The following is a 15,824-nucleotide window of genomic DNA, read 5'->3' on the forward strand; positions in this document are numbered from 1 at the left end:
CGCGACTACTCGTGCACGTGCACGACGGTGAGCCGGATGCCCGACGCCTCCAGCCCCTCCGCCTCGAGCATCGCCGCGACCGCCGCGTGCACCGCGCGTACGGTGTCTGCGGCGCTCGCGGCGACCTCGACGGCGATCGAGACCTCGACGCCCACCCGGTCTCCGCCTCGGTCCACGACGACGAGCGGCTCGTCTCCGTCGCGCAGCCCCAGGGCCTCCGCCGCGCGGCCGACGAGGTTGGACGCGAGGGATCCGGAGCGGTACACGCTCTGCACGCCCGGAACCCGCCGCACCGCGACCTCGATCTCGCCCGCGAGGGAGATGCGCTGCTCCTGCTCCGGAGTCATCGGCCTGCCCCCTCTTCCCAGGATGCGACGTCTTGGATGTCGCGCACCGTGATGTCGATCCCGACCACGTTGAGCTCGGTGTGCCGTCGCAGCCGGTCTGCGACCTCGGCGCGCAGCCTCTCGACGAGGTTCGGGATGGGTTCCCCGTAGGGAACGCTGGCGTCGATGTCGATCCGGATCGGGGCACCGGGCTGCTCGGCGTCGCCGTCGAGCCGGCACCGGCCGACGAGCACGCCGGGGACGCTGCCCTCCGCCGCGCGCACGAGTCCGCGGACCGCGCCCTCGGTGATTCCGAGGTCGGCGCCGCCGACCTCGGACGCGATCGGGACGCGTCGTCCGGAGCGGGCGTCCAGGACGATCCCGCTGAGGATGCGGTCCACCCAGCTGTCATCCACCTCCTGCTCCTCCGCCGCATCGGCGGCGATGAGCTGCCCGGTCAAGGCGCGAAGACGAACCAGCGCATCGAGGGCGAGCTGGCATCCCGCGGATCCGTCGATGGACGGGTTCGCCGGAGTCCGATCGGCATCGAGGTAGTCGGTGAGCTCGTCGATCGTGTGACCGTCGAGATCCGCCGGTTCCAGCCCGAGTCGGCGCAGTTCAGGCGCGTCGTGTTCGTCGCTCATCGCCACTCCTCCATCCGTACGATGATGTACTTCCGGGCGCGGGCCAGCAGGCCGCGCGCCGTGGTGACGGGAATGTCGAGCTCCTCGGCGATCTCGTCATAGGAATATCCGCCGATCTCGCGGAGCACCCAGCACTCGCGCTGTCCGTCGGGCAGTTCGCGCAGTGCGGCGGCGAGTGCCTCGACCTCCGCGCGTGTCTCGGCGATGCGCGGAGGCGACGCGTGCGACGGCGCCGGATGCTCGACGTCGTCGATGTCGAGCACCGGCCGCTGCGCGCGCAGGCGGTCGACCGCCTTGCGGCTGACGATCCGCATGAGCCAGCTCTTCACCTTCACCGGCTCGTCCAGCTCAGGGAGCCGCTGCCACGCCGTCACGAACGCGTCCTGCACGATGTCATCCACGTCGGCAGAGGCGTTCAGCATCCGCTGGGTGTACGCCCTCATCATCGGCGTGTACCTGCGCACGAGAACGGCGAACGCCGCGACGTCTCCGTCCATCGCACGTCCGGCGACGATGCCGTCGTCGGCGCGCTCAAGGGCGCTGCCCGAACGCCTGTCGTCCATTCCCCGCCCTTCCCCCACCTGACCGTCGGCCGGTCCGGGCCGGTGTCGCCACCGCCCCGGACCCAGCATCTCCCTGCGACGGGCATGCCTCGCCGAACTCTGTCTGCTTCCTCACGCCTTCGCGCGGCGTCCGACGAGCAATCCGTAGATCAGCAACACGATGAGCGAACCACCGATCGCGAGCACCCACGTGGAGAGCGAGAAGAACGAGTCGAGGCTCACGTTGAAGAGGAGCCCGCCCAGCCAGCCGCCGAGCATTGCGCCGACGATGCCGAGCAGGAGCGTGACGAACCATCCACCCGCCTGCTTTCCGGGCATGAGGAGTTTCGCGATCGCTCCGGCGATCAGTCCGAGGAGGAGGAATCCGAAGAAGCCCATGGTGTGTCCTTTCGATGAGATGGAGGCGGGGCCGTGTCGGCCCCGCCCGGTCCGCTACTTCTTGAACGCGTCCTTCACGTCCTCCGCGGCGTCCCTGATCTCGCCCTTGGCCTGCTCGGCCTTGCCCTCGGCGACGAGCTTGTCGTCGTTCATGACGTGCCCGACGGTCTCCTTGGCCTTGCCTGCGACCTTCTCGGCTGCGGCCTTGATCTTGTCCTGAGCGCTCATGGCGTCTCCCTTCCGTGAACGGCCCCGGATCTCGGGGCCGAGTCCTTGTCTGCCCTGCGCCTCAGCGCACGGCCTTCTGCAGCTTCCGCTGCGCGTCCTGGATCGACCGGCGCGCCTTCTTGGCCATCCGGGCGCGTGACTTCCGCGCGTCGGGGTTCGTCCACAGGCGCTCCAGCTGATGCCGGATGTCCTCGTAGTCCTTGCCCCGTGCCTTCGCCGTCTCCGCGCCCACGATGTAGGCCGCGATGGCGATGATCGCCACGATGATGATGTTCTTGCGCATGTCGTCCCTTCCTCGTCGTCGTACTCAGCGCACGCGTGTGCGCCGCTTCAGCCCGTCGCGCCAGCTCCGATCGGACAGGTGCAGCAGGATCGGACCGCGGGTGCCCAGCAGTGCGTCCCAGTCATCGACCGCGGACTCGGCGGCGGTCACGACCCTCCGGAGAGAGGCGCCGCGCTGGACCGTCACCGCGAGCTCGATCGTCCGCGCCCGCCGGACGAGGTACGCGTTGGTGCGTGCGGCGAGGACGTCGGGCCGTTCATCCAGAGTCCCGGCGAGCACCGCCTCCGCGACGTTGCGATCGACGACGGTGCTCCCGTCGGCGGCCTCGGCGCGCAGGATGTTCCTCGTCCTGCCTCCGCCTCGTGTGAAGACGAAGACGATCAAAAGGATCGTCAGCAGCAGCGCGATGCCCAGCGCGACCGGCAGCATCCCGGGAACGGACCCCGCCCCTGGAACGTCGACGCTCCACGAGCCGAACCGCGCCGAGAGGTCGTCGACGACCGTCGTCGCACGCTCCTGCCACGGGCTGAGCCAGGGAGCCCCGATGCCGACCGCGAGCGCCGCCGCTCCCGCAACGAGGAGGATCAGCCCGAACACGAGCAGCAGCGCGCGGTTGAGCGCCCTGTTGGTGGAGGTCATGCGACCACCCCCCTCTCCGAGATGTAGACCTTCGGCGTCACGACGAATCCCAGGTCGGACACGGTGTCGACCGCCGTCTCCGCGACAGCGGATTCGTCGATGCGGATGCCGCTGGTCGGCGTCACCCGCACCGTCACGCGACGACGGGCGAGCGTGACCGAGACCTGTCTGCGGTCGATGCCGCACCGGGCCGCGACGGCATCCGCCACCGCATCCGCGAGCACCCCGTCGTCGACGAGGAGGGCGACCCGCTCCGTCGTGCGCGCCCTGCGCGCTCGACGCCCCGGGAGGACGGCGAGCAGCAGCAGGATCAGCGCGACGACGACGGCCACCGCTCCTGAGACGATGAGCGACACCCGGCCCGCATCGGGCGATGTCAGCTCTGCGATGCGAGCGGATGCCGCGTCGCCGAACCGCGGATCGAGCAGACTCCACACGCCGCCGACGAGGAGGGCGAGCAGCAGCACGACCGCGACGGATGCCGCGACCACCGCGGCGACGGACCGCGAAGAGTGCGTCTCCCGGCGCAGCACGCGCCGATACGCTGCCTGTTCGGTGGTCATGCGACCCTCGTCTCTGCGATCTTCCTGACACCCGAGTAGCGGATGTCGACGGTCCCTACGGTTCGCCCGGCCAGCTCCTGCATCCCGCTGATCAGTCCGTGGCGGAGTGCGGCGCCGCTGTCGACGACGGATTCGCGCCGCGACCCCTGCAGGGCGACGGGAACCGTCACCGACACCCGGAGAGAACCCCGGTCGTCGGCCAGCGCGACCGAGACGTCGCGACGCGGAACGCGTGCGAGGTCTCGCGCCAGACCGACGGCCAGGTGCTCGAGGGCACGGGCGCTGACTGTCGTCCGCCCCGGAGCGCCCCCCGGCGCCGGTGCGGTGCGATCGTCGATCATCATGATGATGAACGCCGTCCCCTGAACGCATCGGCGAGCGCTCGTACATCGAGCCGCCCGTCGACGATCCGGCCGATGATCGCGCCGACGAGCATCGCCACGGCCACCAGGACGAACGCCCAGAACCCGAGGACGACCCAGGTCAGCGCGAGCGCTGCCCCTGCGGCGGCGCCGATCACCGAAGTGCTCACTGGACTCGCGCCTCCTGCGGCTGCTCGGCGCCGTCGTCGTCGGAGGGGATGTGGACGTCGTTGACGGTGACGTTGACCTCGGCGACCTCCATGCCCACGAGCTCGACCATGGCGTGCACGATCGCCGCGCGGACGTCGTCGGCCACCTTCTGCAGCGAGACGGGGTACTCGGCGACGATCGTGACGTCGACCGCGACCTGCGTCTCCCCGACCTCGACGCTGATGCCCTGCGCGAGATCCGTCGTGTTCAGCGCGTCGCGGATGGCCCCAACCATGCGCGCGGCGCCTCCGCCGAGCGCGTACACGCCGCTGACGTCGCGTGCGGCGATGCCTGCGATCTTCGCGACCACGCCATCCTCGATCGTCGTCTTCCCGGCCGCCGACGCCTGCGGCGCCGAAACGACCTGAGCCTTGGGCTGGGTGCCACCAGTCACATTCGCCATCATGAGCTCCTTCTCCGTGTGTCCGCGGCCGTTCCCGGCAGCGGGTCGCATTCGTGCGACACCACTAGGACGGATGCCGGAGTCGAAACGTCACAGATTCGTCGGAAAAAGATCTTCGCGGGGACATGACGGCAGGGCCGACCGGCATCCGATCGCCACGATGCCGACGGAGTCCGGGGCGTGAGGCGACCGCATCCGCCTCGCCGAGGACGGGGACATGTCGAAGATCTTCAGCGGAGCCTACGCCGTGGATCCTCTCGACGCGGTGCTCGGCATCCGGATCTGCGGAGGTTCGTCGGAGTGGGTGGACTTACAACGCAAAAGACCCGGACGTATCCGGGGCTGATCTGAAAATTCTGCAGCAGAAGCGCGGTTTGAACCCGGGACCTCACGATCATGAGTTAGATTCGCCGAGCCTGTGGATGCTAATTGGTACTCGACTCCCGCGTGATTCTGCGGATGTTGTGATGGTTGGTTGCGGCTGGTTTGGGGTACTTTCAGAGGGGGTTCCCGGCACGGACTGGCCCATCCTGTTCGCGTGAGTCTCACCCGATCAGTGCGAATGTCCCGGCGTCGCGGGCGTCGCAAAGAGGTCAGGAAGATCCCTCGTGTGCTCGAATACCATGCCCGGGGCGAGGTTGGCGACCATAGATCGCGCCAGCTTGCGCTGCCGTGGCGCTTTCCTGCGGCTCTCCTCAAGTCCTGCTCGGAACTCCTCCGGTCCGTCCATCTCCAGATCAATTCCAGGGAGGTAGAAGTGGGGAAAGGACTCGAAGCACTCTTCGTACGGGTCAAACACCTCTCCGTCAGTCGCCACCTCTTCCTCGATTTCCCCCGGCTCAGCCAAAGAGCCAGTGGCATCATCGTCGTCATCCGACGCGTTCATACTCATCCACGGGCTGAGGAGCGCCAGCATGACGCTGAAGTATCCTTCGAGGTACGCAGCATCACCGTAGTTTCCCCGTTTAAAAGCTCGATCTGCGGCAGCTGCATACCGGCGAGCGAGTACCTGAACGTGATGAGCATCAGAGTACTCACCCGAGCCTCGTCGATGAAGCACCCTGAAACAGGCGTCAAGGACTGCGTCGCTGTAGAACCAGGTGTACACGACCGATGGATACTCGCGGTGATCTATTTCCTTAGCAACCTGATCCGCGCGCTGCGCTCGTTTCTCAATTCTCGCGACGAGATCGTAAGTATCGTCCGGGAGAATGCAGTGGCCCTGGAGTGATCGCTTGATCTCCTTGATGAACTTCACCCCGCTCGTGCGCAGGTGGGTGAGCCCAAGTTTGCTTGCTTCTGGAGCGTCGAACGGACTCACCACATAGGCCCGCGGAGCAAATTTACCTAGATCAGCGCGAAGCGTTTCATACACGCGTCGGAAGTTCCAGTCAGTCAGAGAGTATCCAACAAACACCACGGTTTTCGTCGCGAGAAGCTGGCGCAAATGTGCTCCAAGAGCGTTAGAACCAAGCCGTGCGAGAGACTCCTCGTAGTCTTCACTCGTGGCGACAAGCGTTGCAAGGTTGTTGATTGATCCGTGAATCTTGTACACGCGGCGCTCATACTCATCGTGATACGCGATATCTTCCCCAATCACGAACGGAGTAGCAAGACACGCCTCTTCGAAGTACGTATCCCAATTTGTGGTGATGATGTCACGAATCGCGGGAAGCGTCGCAAGTTCTTCATGGAATTGTCGCGCGGCTCGACGCGCCGTCGGGAAGGAGTCTGCATAGGTGAATCGCTTGCGGATCTCCTTGACTAACGCTGCCCGACCGAACTTCTCTTGAAATGCCTGCATGACCTCAGGGAAGGTCTCAGCAGTGGAACCCGTACGTAGTCGGGCTCGCTCGAAGAGCGTTTCGGATAGAACGGTCGGAACTTCCGTGCTGATGCCCGCGCCCGCAAAGATAGCCAGGTTGCCCCTCAGATACGCCTCGACAACTTCCTGCGGCAAATCAAAATCTAGGTCAAGAGCGCACCACTTGCACCCTGCGTCGTGCACATGACTGATCACAGGCTCATGCTAGTCGGGCACACCGCCGAGGAGCGCCCGGACCGCAGCGGAGCTGCGGATAGCACGCACCGCAGGGGACGAATCCCGGCCGGAAGCCGGGCTTCGAAAGAGCAAAGAAGGCTCTCGATGTCCCTATTAACAAGACGCGCCCGCCGCCCGCAGCAAGGTCAGACTTGCAGTCTACGGTTGAAGTGTGACCTTCCACCTCGCCGACCGCGTCTACGTCGACGAATCGAAGGCCCGCGGGTACTACGTCGTTGCGACCGCCACGGCGATCGGACACGTTCAGACGTCCGAACGGGCGCTGCGCGATCTCCTCAAGCCAGGTCAGCGACGCATACACTTCAAGAGTGAGAGCGACAGTCGCCGCCGCCAGATCCTCTCGCACATGTGCGCTCTCGAAGTACGCGCGTCCGTGTGGATCGTCAAGCAGCGGTCAGACAGGGAAGCGCGACCACTGTCCCTCGGCGCACTCCCTGAGGAGGCTGTCCGCGCTGGTGTGGCGCAACTGATCATCGAAAGAGACGAGTCCCTCGAGCGCGCCGACCGCCGACTGATCGCGGACGCAATCCGCCGTGCTGGATCGCCAGAGATGCAGTATCGGCATGTTGCGCCGCACGAGCATCCGCTGCTCTGGGTAAGCGATGCTGTCGCTTGGTGTTTTTCGAACGGCGGAGACTGGGTCCGTCGCGTCGATGCGATCGTCGATTCCCGGGTCACCCGGCTGTAGAAACACGTGAGCCTGGCTCGTCATACCGTCCGGAAGACTGCCAGGCTCCGAGGGCTACTGCCCGCCGTACTAGAAGTCTAACTTGTACACGATGTAAAGGGTCAACAGCCGGAACATCGGTGCCGATGTCGGTCGTCACAGCTAATCTCCTCGTATGACCGTGAGATGCCCCACAACCCGTGCTGTGATCGGCTCCGAGGCCGAAGCGATCGCAGCATCCCGACGCGCGCAGAAGCCGGCCCGCGCAATGCGATGCCACTACTGCGGATGGTGGCACGTCGTCGGAATCGGCTCGCCACTGGAACGTCCGTCGACGCCCCGTAAGCGCCGCTAGGCACATGTCGCCGCGCCGCTGACCGGCACAAAACGGGGACAACTGCGGCCGCCGCATCCCGGACTCACCCGACCCAGGAACGACAAAACCCCCGGCTACACCGGGGGTCCTATTCTGTAGCAGGAGCGGGGCTTGAACCCGCGACCTCACGATTATGAGTCGTGCGCTCTGACCAGCTGAGCTACCCTGCCGCACTGCATCCGCATCGCAGATACGAACACTGTGAGCCCCGAGTCAGGATTGAACTGACGACCCCTTCCTTACCATGGAAGTGCTCTGCCACTGAGCTATCGGGGCGTGCTGCCCCTCGCGGGGCAACCACACGAGAATACCATCACAGTGGCGTTCTCATGAAATCGAGGCGGTCAATCCAGCGTGTACCGGCCCGCGTTCGCCTTGAGCCAGGGAAGCGGGTCGATCGTCTTGCCGTTGACGATGATCTCGAAGTGCAGATGGGCGCCGAAGGAGTGGCCGGTGTTGCCGGTCAGCCCCACGATGTCGCCGACCTTGACGGTCTGTCCGGCCTTGACCTTCAGCGAGCCGTACTGCATGTGCGAGTAGTGGCTCGTGATGACCTGGCCGTCGATGACGTGGTCGATGTAGACGGTCACGCCGTAGCCGCCGCCCTGCTCCGTCGCGATGCGCACGGTGCCGTCGGCGATCGCCTGGATCGGGGCACCCTCGCCCGGCACGAAGTCGATGCCCTCGTGCATGCGGCCCCAGCGGGGTCCGTATCCCGAGCTCATGCCGACGCCGACGAGGAACGGCCACTGAATGGCCGCCTCGGGGTCGTTCGTGAAGACGGTGTCGGAGAACTTGATGCCCTGCTCGGACGCGAGGTCGACGAGAGAGACGGTCGAGAAGTCCTCGGCGCTGGCAAGCGTCTCGTTCTGCACGTCCGACGAGGTCACGAATGCCTGGATCGGAGTGTCGGACTTCTCCGCGCCCGCGGAGGCGGCGACGAGTGAGGTCGAGGCGACGCCGTTCGAACCGACGGCGGCCACCGCCTCAGCCGGCAGCGTCATCGAGACGGCGAGCAGTCCGGCGAGGCTCATCACGCCGACGGTCGCACCGACGGCCAGGAACTTGCGGGCGCTCGGCCGACGACGGGCCACGTGCTCGACGGTCGGAGCGTCCGCGACAGCGGGCTCCTCGTCGACCGGAGCGGATGCCGCGGCGTCTGCGACATCGCCGGAGACGGAGCGGAACGTGCGGGCAGCCTGCTCGAACGGGTCGGCGGAGGTCGGCTCCCCCACCGTCGGCGTCTCGACGACGGGCTCGGCAGCGGATTCTGCTGCGACAGGCTCGGCGGGTGCGGCTGCGATGTCGGGAGTCTTGTCGGCGGTGAGAGCGGCGACCATGGCGACCGCTTCGGCGACGGTCACGCTCCGGCGAACGGTGCGGCGCGTCATCGGCGCCGATGACACCGGTGCGCTGCCTTCGGAGACAGCTGCCGTCGCTCCTGCCGCGGGGGCCTCGGAGGCCGCAGTGCGGATGCGGCTGGAGCGGCGCGTGGGCGCAGGGGCAGCCTGGGGATTCTCGAAGGGCAAAACGATTCTCTCGGGTCAGACGTCAAGCAGGGGGGATGCTTGCACCCTCATCGCCTCGGGAACGACGAAGGTAACGATCGGATAAACAGTACCCTGAGCCGCCTGAGAAAGCCATGAGTTCGTCATGAATCCTCCAGAAGCTCCAGGAGCCGGGCGTGCACATCGATGCCGCCCGCGACGATCATCGGACGCGCCGACTCCACGTCGAGACGTGTGACCGCGCCGCCGGCCTCCTCGACGATCAGGGCCCCGGCAGCGAAGTCCCAGGGCTTGAGACCCCGTTCGAAGTAGCCGTCGAGACGCCCCGCGGCGACGTACGAGAGGTCGAGGGCCGCCGACCCCGCACGGCGGAGGTCGCGCGCCATGGTCATCACGCGGCGCACCGTGGCCAGGTCGCCGTCGTGCGTCGAGGGGTCATAGCCGAACCCGGTCGCCAGCAGCGCCCCCGCGGGGGTCTCCGTCGTGACGGACAGGCGCCGCTCCCCCAGCCACGCGCCGCCGCCCCGACTCGCGGTGAACAGCTCTCCGACCGCGGGCGCGAAGACGGCCGCGGCGAGAGCATCCCAGTCCTGCGGGTCGGCGCTTCCGCGCACGGCGGCGATGCTCACGCAGTACGCGGGGATGCCGTAGGCGTAGTTCACGGTGCCGTCGATCGGATCGACGACCCAGGTGATGCCGGTCACACCGGGATCGGCATCCGACTCCTCCCCGAGGAAGCCGTCGCCGGGGCGGGCCTCTCGGAGTCGCGTGCGGATGAGTTCCTCGACCTCGCGATCCGCGTCGGTGACGATGTCGGCCAGGCTGCTCTTGGTGGCTGCGAGATGCACGCCTTCGTCTCGGCGACGACGCGCGAGCTCACCGGCTTCGCGAGCGATCTCCGCGGCAAGATCGACGAGTTCGAGGTCGGCGCTCACTGCGGCGGCAGCGGCGGCGCGGGCGGGAACGCCGTGGCGTTGGGAGCCGGCGGCGACTCCGGAGCGGCCGGCGCCGGAGGAGCGGCCTGCACCGGAGGAGCCGTGGGCGCGGGAGGACCCGCGGGAGCCGGTGGCGTCGCAGGGACCTGGGGTGCCGCCTGCGGAGCCGAGAAGTCCGGGATGGCGGGAAGCTGCGGAGCCGCGTACTGCGCGGCCGGAGCGGCGAGCTGCGGCTGCTGCGCGGAGGGGTGACCGGTGTAGTAGGCGTTCCAGTCGGGGGTGCCGTCGGGCAGCACGGGCAGCGGCGTGGCCCCGTCGGCATAGGTGGGCCAGGCCTGCGCCACGGGCGCGTATGCGTGTGCGACGACGGGCTTCTTCGGCGCGAACAGCGCGTTCAGCAACGGGATCAGCGTGGTGCCGACCGCGGTGAGGATGGTCAGCGCCACGAGGATGCGACCGTACAGGTCGCCGAACTCGAAGTTGTGCGTGAACGTGAGGAAGAAGACGAGCATCCCCACGAGGCCGACCAGGAACACGATCGTCGCGATGTAGATCACGCGGGTGAACGACGTGACGTAGCGGTTGGCGGCCGGAGTGAACAGTCGCACATGCAGCAGCGCGAGCTGCAGGATGCCGACGACGAGCAGCAGCTGGAAGAAGCGCTCCCCGCCGCTGAACACCTGGCCGTCTTCAGGGAGCCAGATCTTGAACGCGCCGACGATGAGGGCCACGATCCACGTGACCATGCTCGCGAGAGCGAGCCAGTCGGGGCGGTTCGGCGCCAGTCCCGCCTCCAGGATCGCGATTCCCGCGAAGCCCGCGAGCAGCAGGATCGTGAGGAACGCGCGCCCGATCAGGCCGTCCTGATCGCCGATCAGCACCCAGACCACGCACACCAGAGCGGCGGCGATGAGCGCGCCGATGGCGATCCAGATCGATCCCCTGATCAGAAGGGACATGTTCTTCTTCGGTTCGGCCTGCACGGACTCCGGCTGCGACATGACGGTCCTCTCGACGAGCGGCGGTGTGTTCATCCTCGCATGCGGGGTCGCGGATGCCGCGAGCATCCGTGGCCCTGTGGAAACTTCAGGTCACCGATGCGCGTCAGACGGCCTTCTTCGTCGACGCCGCAGCGAAGGCCGCGATGCGCGCCTGAGCGTCGGGCGTCTCCATCGCTGCGCCGATCGAGCGCGCCTCCTCGCTCAGCTGCTCGACGAACGTGCGCTCGGGCTGAGAGCGGACGAGGCGCTTCGCCTGGCCGTAGGCCGCGGCTGCGCCAGCGAGCCAGAACCGCGCGACCTCCTCCGCCCTGGCGCGAACCAGGTCGGCCTCGGCGGCGGCATCCGCTCCCTCGACGGCCTCGGCGACGAGACCCCACTCGACGGCCTCCTGCGACGTGAGGAGGCGATCCTGCAGCACGAGCTGCAGCGCCCGCCGCTGGCCGATCGCGCGAGCGAGCTGCGCGGAGACCGAGAGGTCGGGGGTCAGCCCGATGTTGGCGTAGAGGCTGCCCAGTTTGGAGCGCGCGCCGACGACCGCGTAGTCGGAGCAGAGCAGGATGCCGAGTCCTCCACCAGCCGTGGTGCCGTGCGCTGCAGCGACGACGGGAACGGCCGATCCGGTGAGCGACCGGATACCCGCATTGATGACCTCGGCGAGCGCGGTGATGTCGTCGCCGGACCCCATCGTCATCGACATCTCGATCACGTCGCCGCCCGCGCAGAAGGCGGGGCCGGCCGCATCCAGGAGGATCGCTCTGACGTCATCACGGCTCGTGACCTCTGCCGTCGCGTCCCGCCAGGCGTAGGCGAGTTCGGCGTTGAAGGCGTTCAGCCGCGACGGACGGTTCAGCGTGAGCCGAGCCAGCCCCTCATCGACGGACAACAGGATGGCATCGCTCATGGCGTCTCCTTCGAGCACAGGACGGATGCCTCCAGGGTAATCGCGATCAGGACCGCTCCCACACCCGCGCGACGAAGGCCTCCATGCGGCGACGGGTCCCGTCGAGGCGGTAGTCGACCTGCCCCGGGGCCCGCACCTCGTTCGGCGCGAGCGGATGAGCCAGCCGGACGCTCTCGTGACAGGAGAGATCGGCGCAGATGTAGGTGCCGACCGAATCGCCCCGCTCGCCCTCGTCGCCCGCACGCCGAGCGGAGAACATCGCGACCTGGTTGCCCGGCTGCATCGTGTGGCAGATGTTGCACATCCCGGAGCGTGCGCGCCCCGGCTCGGAGACGCGCAGCACGACGCCCCTGATCTGGCCTTCGTGCTGGATCAGCACGTACCCGCGCTTGCCGGCGCTCGGGTCGCGCCAGGCGAAGAAGTCGAGGTAGTCCCAGTCGACGAGCACGAAATCGTGCGGCATCTCCATGACCCGCAGCTCGTCGGCATCCGCATTGACGAACGAGGAGCGGACTTCTGCCTCGGTGAGCGCTCGCATCGCACCAGTCTAGGCAGAGCGCTCAGAGCCGGATGCCGTCGATCTCCGACTGCCGGAGAGCACGCAGCAGCTCTCGCGGAGGGTGGGCAGAATCGGGCAGCGCGGAGATCTGCATGATCGCCGCGACACCGGCGACGGTCGGCCGGACGCGGCCGTCCTCTCGGCGCGCCAGACTCTGGGAGATCAGCGTCTCGAGCCTGCGAGCCTTCCGCGTGGAGGGGAAGGGACCGCCGATCGGCTCGTTCTCGAGGAACTCCTTCTCGGTGAGCGGCTCTGCGGTCGCCAGTTCGTGCTCGACCAGAGCGGAGAGCGTGAGACGCAGCGCATCGGAGAGCTCGGCCCCGCGCAGCTCACCGCGCAGGAGCTCGTCGTCGATGCTCACATCGAGGGCGGCACGGCGACGCAGCGGCGCCGCCCCGCTCTGCGGGAGCGGGGTGGTTTCGGGCACGCCGGGTAGGCGCCGATCGTCGGCGTTCATACTTGCAAGACGCGCGAGAACGCGTTCCATTACGCGGAATCGGTCGGAGAGTCGTCGGACGGCACCGGATCCGCGCGCAGATCACGCACCGATTCGCGCGTGATGAGCGGCATCGGAACCACGCCCGCAGGCGGAGGAGCTGGCCGCCGCTACTGCGTGAGGACGCGGGGCTCGGAGTCCTCGAAGCCGCTCTTGAGCACGACCGTGGTCCACGGCACAGGCGCGTCCGCGAAGATCGGCTCGAGGATCTCCCACATCCGCTCGGCGTCTACCCCGGTGAAGTAGAGCGCGTACTCGCCGTCTCCGACGTCGTTGCCGTCGATCGCGCCGGCCTCGGCGGCGGCGAGCGCCTCATCGGCGGCGAGCTCCGTGGCGAGCATCTTGTCCATGAGGTCGAGGTCGAACCGCTCGTCGCGGCTCTCGAACTTCACGACGACCCAGCCTTCACCCGCCGCCTCGGACTCCACAGCCGGTGCGCCGGCATCCGGCTCCTCTGCCACCGGCGACGCGTTCGTCGAGCAGCCGGTCGTGAGCAGCAGCAGGACACCCGCGGCGAGCGCCGCCGACCAGAACCGTGAGGCAGACATGCGCCCGATGCTAGCGGGTCGCTCCCTGACCGCGGGGCTGCTATCGCCAGGCGGCGCGCACGACCTCGGCTGCCTCCTCGGCATCCACCTCGGGGATGCACTGGTGATCGAGTGCCGTCGACCACTGCATCGCGTCCGGCAGCGCAGCGAAAGAGACACGGGCGCTGCTCGTGAACGGGCCGAACCTGGCGAAGAGGCGTTTCGCCTCATCATCGATGAAACCCCGGCGAGCGAGTGCCCACAGATCGTAAAGATCACGTGGCGCAGCGCGGTCGACCCAGGAAGCGAGCTTCGACGCCGCGAATGCGGGCGCGGTGAGCACCCGCATTCGGGCGGGAGGGGCGTCGGAGTACCGCTGCTCGAGATCGAGGATCTCCGTCGGCCATGCAGGATAGCCCTCGGAGGCGAGGAGCTGGACCTGTACGTTCAGCTCTCCTACCCGCATGACGCTGGGCTGAGAGTGGCGCGTGTGCACGATGTCCGGGATGAACTCGGGCGTACGGAAAGCACGTCTGAGACCGGTGCCGAGCGCGCGCTGGATCTCTTCGGCCGCATCCCGCCTCGGCACGAGAGCGATCAGGTCGATGTCCTCCGAGAGCCGGAGCCCCGGCAGGTGCGTCCGGGAGAGCGCCGTGCCTCCGAAGAACACGAGGTGCGTGTCATCGATTCCGCTCAAGGCCGCGAGCGCGTGCGATATGACATGATCGCGTCTGACCTGATCCTCGTCTACTCCGAACCTCGATTGAATGTCGAGCAGTTCGTCCTCATCGAGGACACCGGGAATCGGCGCCGGTGTCGCACGTCTGCCGACCGCCCCCGAGTCCGATCCGTCGTGCACCTCGCGGGCGCGCTCACGACGGCTCATGATGCTTCCATGTCTGCGATGGTCTTCTGCACGGCGAGCGGCACTCGCCGCGCCCGGTCGGCGATCCCGCGCAGCTCGTCAGCGTCGACACGCACCCGCAGATTGGCCGCCGCCTCGCGAGCGACATCAGGGGCACCGCCCTGCATCGGACGCGCCAGCACGTCGTACAGGGTCTGCGCGGGAGTGGTGATGAGCGCCTCACCGAGGGGCGTGCGCTCCAGCACCAGATCGAGGGCGTCGAGATCCCGAGGAATGAGATGCACGGTCCCTCCGGTGGTGAGGGTGACGGGCGGCCGTCCGGCCACAGGTACCGCGATGGTCGTCGTACCGATGGCCCGAGGTATCGCCCCCCAGAATCGCGCGGCCCCCAGCCCCATGAGAGCCACACGTCGCTGACCGAATCGCGCCGTCGCCAGAGCCAGCCCCGCCGCTTCCAGGGGCGGCTTCCAACGACGTCCGTCGGCTCCGTCCGGTGGGGCCGTGTAGACCCCCTGGGCGATCTTGAGGACGACGCCCTCGTCTTCCAGCCGGGCCAGATCCCGGGGGGCGTTCGTGGAGGTCTGCGCGACGTCTTTCCATCGAACCGTTCGCATCGGGGCGCGCTCCACCACGCGTGCAAGCGTGATCGGCTTCATCAGAACCTCCTAGCTAAGACCCACAGTACAGAAAGTGTACTTTCAGTCTCAACTATCCGGTTCTATACGCGGCGATCCGCTCAGTCGATCGCCAGCGCCGGGTCAGCGGCGCTGACGGGCGAGCTCGGCCTGACGGAGGACGCGCAGCAGCTCGCGCGGCAGACGCGGCCCCTCCAGCGACGACGGCCGCAGCACCGCGGAGATGCCGGCGACCGTGGCGTGCAGGCCGCGGCCCTCACGACGGACGAGGTTCATGCCAGCGAGAGCATCGAGCCGGCGACGGTAGCGCCCCGCTCCGAACAGGCGGGGCGTGCGCACAGTGGCGAGCAGCTCGGCCTCGGTGAGCGGTTCCTCCTGCTTGAGCTCGTGCTCGACGACCAGCACCAGCGCCGAACGCAGCGGCTCCTCGAGAGTGGCCCCGCGCAGGTCTCCGCGCACGATCTCCTCGTCGATGCTCAGGTCGAGCATCGCCCGTCGCTGCAGACGAGTCCCGACCGCGGCGAAGGCGGCATCCGACTCAGGATCACGGAACAGGCGCGGCTCGATGATGCTCATACCGATGAGATGCAGAGAGGGGCCGTTTCATTACGCGAATCCGATCGATCTCATGCCGGACCCGGCATGTAGGCGGGAGCTTCGACCGCGCGGCTACACTGGGCGCACTCGATCGCG

23 protein-coding genes and 2 tRNA genes are annotated in these 15,824 nt (G+C 67.6%); 1 reads left to right on the forward strand and 24 read right to left on the reverse strand.

The features are described from left to right. Window positions 1-5 precede the first annotated feature (5 nt). The 12 genes from LC438_RS14405 to LC438_RS14460 all read right to left on the reverse strand — a co-directional run bounded on the left by LC438_RS14405 (window position 6) and on the right by LC438_RS14460 (window position 6,619). Window positions 6-347: a hypothetical protein gene (locus tag LC438_RS14405; protein ID WP_223586980.1), complete on the reverse strand. Its 342-nt coding sequence runs from the start codon at window positions 345-347 to the stop codon at window positions 6-8. After that, complete coding sequence (locus tag LC438_RS14410) at window positions 344-970, reverse strand: Asp23/Gls24 family envelope stress response protein (RefSeq protein ID WP_105672780.1); 627 nt, start codon at window positions 968-970, stop codon at window positions 344-346. The genes LC438_RS14405 and LC438_RS14410 overlap by 4 nt, the downstream gene beginning before the upstream one ends. Next, entirely contained in the window at window positions 967-1,533 is a 567-nt protein-coding gene (locus LC438_RS14415) for an RNA polymerase sigma factor (protein ID WP_223586981.1), read from the reverse strand. Before LC438_RS14415 ends, LC438_RS14410 begins: the two co-directional genes overlap by 4 nt. A 111-nt stretch (window positions 1,534-1,644) precedes the next feature. Continuing rightward, window positions 1,645-1,911, reverse strand: a complete 267-nt coding sequence (locus LC438_RS14420) for a GlsB/YeaQ/YmgE family stress response membrane protein (RefSeq protein ID WP_105672665.1) — start codon at window positions 1,909-1,911, stop codon at window positions 1,645-1,647. Window positions 1,912-1,965: 54 nt separating this feature from the next. Continuing rightward, complete coding sequence (locus tag LC438_RS14425) at window positions 1,966-2,139, reverse strand: CsbD family protein (protein ID WP_223586982.1); 174 nt, start codon at window positions 2,137-2,139, stop codon at window positions 1,966-1,968. Window positions 2,140-2,200: 61 nt separating this feature from the next. Next, window positions 2,201-2,422, reverse strand: coding sequence for a hypothetical protein (locus LC438_RS14430; RefSeq protein WP_105672663.1), 222 nt, complete (start codon window positions 2,420-2,422; stop codon window positions 2,201-2,203). 24 nt (window positions 2,423-2,446) lie between these two features. Then, window positions 2,447-3,061 (reverse strand): hypothetical protein, encoded by a 615-nt coding sequence (locus LC438_RS14435; RefSeq protein ID WP_223586983.1) that lies wholly within the window; start codon window positions 3,059-3,061, stop codon window positions 2,447-2,449. Continuing rightward, window positions 3,058-3,624 carry a DUF6286 domain-containing protein gene (locus tag LC438_RS14440; RefSeq protein WP_223586984.1) on the reverse strand — a complete coding sequence of 189 codons (567 nt, stop codon included), beginning with the start codon at window positions 3,622-3,624 and terminating at the stop codon, window positions 3,058-3,060. Before LC438_RS14440 ends, LC438_RS14435 begins: the two co-directional genes overlap by 4 nt. After that, a complete protein-coding gene (locus LC438_RS14445) occupies window positions 3,621-3,968 on the reverse strand; it encodes a hypothetical protein (RefSeq protein WP_146114254.1) in 348 nt (115 codons plus the stop codon). Before LC438_RS14445 ends, LC438_RS14440 begins: the two co-directional genes overlap by 4 nt. After that, window positions 3,965-4,156, reverse strand: coding sequence for a DUF2273 domain-containing protein (locus tag LC438_RS14450; protein ID WP_105672659.1), 192 nt, complete (start codon window positions 4,154-4,156; stop codon window positions 3,965-3,967). Before LC438_RS14450 ends, LC438_RS14445 begins: the two co-directional genes overlap by 4 nt. After that, the gene (locus LC438_RS14455; RefSeq protein ID WP_105672779.1) at window positions 4,153-4,599 is read right to left on the reverse strand and encodes an Asp23/Gls24 family envelope stress response protein; all 447 of its coding nucleotides are present in this window, start codon (window positions 4,597-4,599) and stop codon (window positions 4,153-4,155) included. The genes LC438_RS14450 and LC438_RS14455 overlap by 4 nt, the downstream gene beginning before the upstream one ends. A gap of 553 nt (window positions 4,600-5,152) precedes the next feature. Then, window positions 5,153-6,619 carry an SIR2 family protein gene (locus LC438_RS14460; protein WP_223586985.1) on the reverse strand — a complete coding sequence of 489 codons (1,467 nt, stop codon included), beginning with the start codon at window positions 6,617-6,619 and terminating at the stop codon, window positions 5,153-5,155. A 193-nt stretch (window positions 6,620-6,812) separates the two neighbouring features. Between LC438_RS14460 and LC438_RS14465 the strand changes: the two genes are divergently transcribed. Next, window positions 6,813-7,349 carry a hypothetical protein gene (locus LC438_RS14465; protein WP_223586986.1) on the forward strand — a complete coding sequence of 179 codons (537 nt, stop codon included), beginning with the start codon at window positions 6,813-6,815 and terminating at the stop codon, window positions 7,347-7,349. 451 nt (window positions 7,350-7,800) lie between these two features. Here LC438_RS14465 and LC438_RS14470 read toward each other — a convergent pair. From LC438_RS14470 to LC438_RS14525, 12 genes are all read right to left on the reverse strand, one after another. Further along, a tRNA-Met gene (locus LC438_RS14470) sits at window positions 7,801-7,874 on the reverse strand. 34 nt (window positions 7,875-7,908) lie between these two features. Then, a tRNA-Thr gene (locus LC438_RS14475) sits at window positions 7,909-7,980 on the reverse strand. Window positions 7,981-8,048: 68 nt separating this feature from the next. Then, entirely contained in the window at window positions 8,049-9,068 is a 1,020-nt protein-coding gene (locus LC438_RS14480; protein WP_223586987.1) for a M23 family metallopeptidase, read from the reverse strand. A 287-nt stretch (window positions 9,069-9,355) separates the two neighbouring features. After that, the gene (locus tag LC438_RS14485) at window positions 9,356-10,147 is read right to left on the reverse strand and encodes an inositol monophosphatase family protein (RefSeq protein WP_223586988.1); all 792 of its coding nucleotides are present in this window, start codon (window positions 10,145-10,147) and stop codon (window positions 9,356-9,358) included. Further along, window positions 10,144-11,181 (reverse strand): hypothetical protein, encoded by a 1,038-nt coding sequence (locus LC438_RS14490; RefSeq protein ID WP_223586989.1) that lies wholly within the window; start codon window positions 11,179-11,181, stop codon window positions 10,144-10,146. The genes LC438_RS14485 and LC438_RS14490 overlap by 4 nt, the downstream gene beginning before the upstream one ends. Window positions 11,182-11,251: 70 nt before the next feature. Beyond that, complete coding sequence (locus LC438_RS14495; RefSeq protein WP_223586990.1) at window positions 11,252-12,049, reverse strand: enoyl-CoA hydratase/isomerase family protein; 798 nt, start codon at window positions 12,047-12,049, stop codon at window positions 11,252-11,254. Window positions 12,050-12,095: 46 nt separating this feature from the next. Then, the gene (locus LC438_RS14500; protein ID WP_105672652.1) at window positions 12,096-12,587 is read right to left on the reverse strand and encodes an FBP domain-containing protein; all 492 of its coding nucleotides are present in this window, start codon (window positions 12,585-12,587) and stop codon (window positions 12,096-12,098) included. Between the two features lie 22 nt (window positions 12,588-12,609). Continuing rightward, a complete protein-coding gene (locus LC438_RS14505) occupies window positions 12,610-13,035 on the reverse strand; it encodes a hypothetical protein (protein WP_223586991.1) in 426 nt (141 codons plus the stop codon). A gap of 179 nt (window positions 13,036-13,214) precedes the next feature. Next, a complete protein-coding gene (locus LC438_RS14510) occupies window positions 13,215-13,652 on the reverse strand; it encodes a hypothetical protein (RefSeq protein ID WP_223586992.1) in 438 nt (145 codons plus the stop codon). A gap of 40 nt (window positions 13,653-13,692) precedes the next feature. Then, window positions 13,693-14,517, reverse strand: a complete 825-nt coding sequence (locus LC438_RS14515) for a nucleotidyl transferase AbiEii/AbiGii toxin family protein (protein ID WP_223586993.1) — start codon at window positions 14,515-14,517, stop codon at window positions 13,693-13,695. Continuing rightward, entirely contained in the window at window positions 14,514-15,152 is a 639-nt protein-coding gene (locus LC438_RS14520; RefSeq protein ID WP_223586994.1) for a hypothetical protein, read from the reverse strand. The genes LC438_RS14515 and LC438_RS14520 overlap by 4 nt, the downstream gene beginning before the upstream one ends. 102 nt (window positions 15,153-15,254) lie before the next feature. Then, window positions 15,255-15,707: a hypothetical protein gene (locus LC438_RS14525; protein ID WP_223586995.1), complete on the reverse strand. Its 453-nt coding sequence runs from the start codon at window positions 15,705-15,707 to the stop codon at window positions 15,255-15,257. Window positions 15,708-15,824 lie beyond the last annotated feature (117 nt).

The sequence above is a fragment of the Microbacterium sp. OVT16B genome, from assembly GCF_019969705.1.
In the GTDB taxonomy this organism is placed as follows: Bacteria; Actinomycetota; Actinomycetes; order Actinomycetales; family Microbacteriaceae; genus Microbacterium; species Microbacterium natoriense.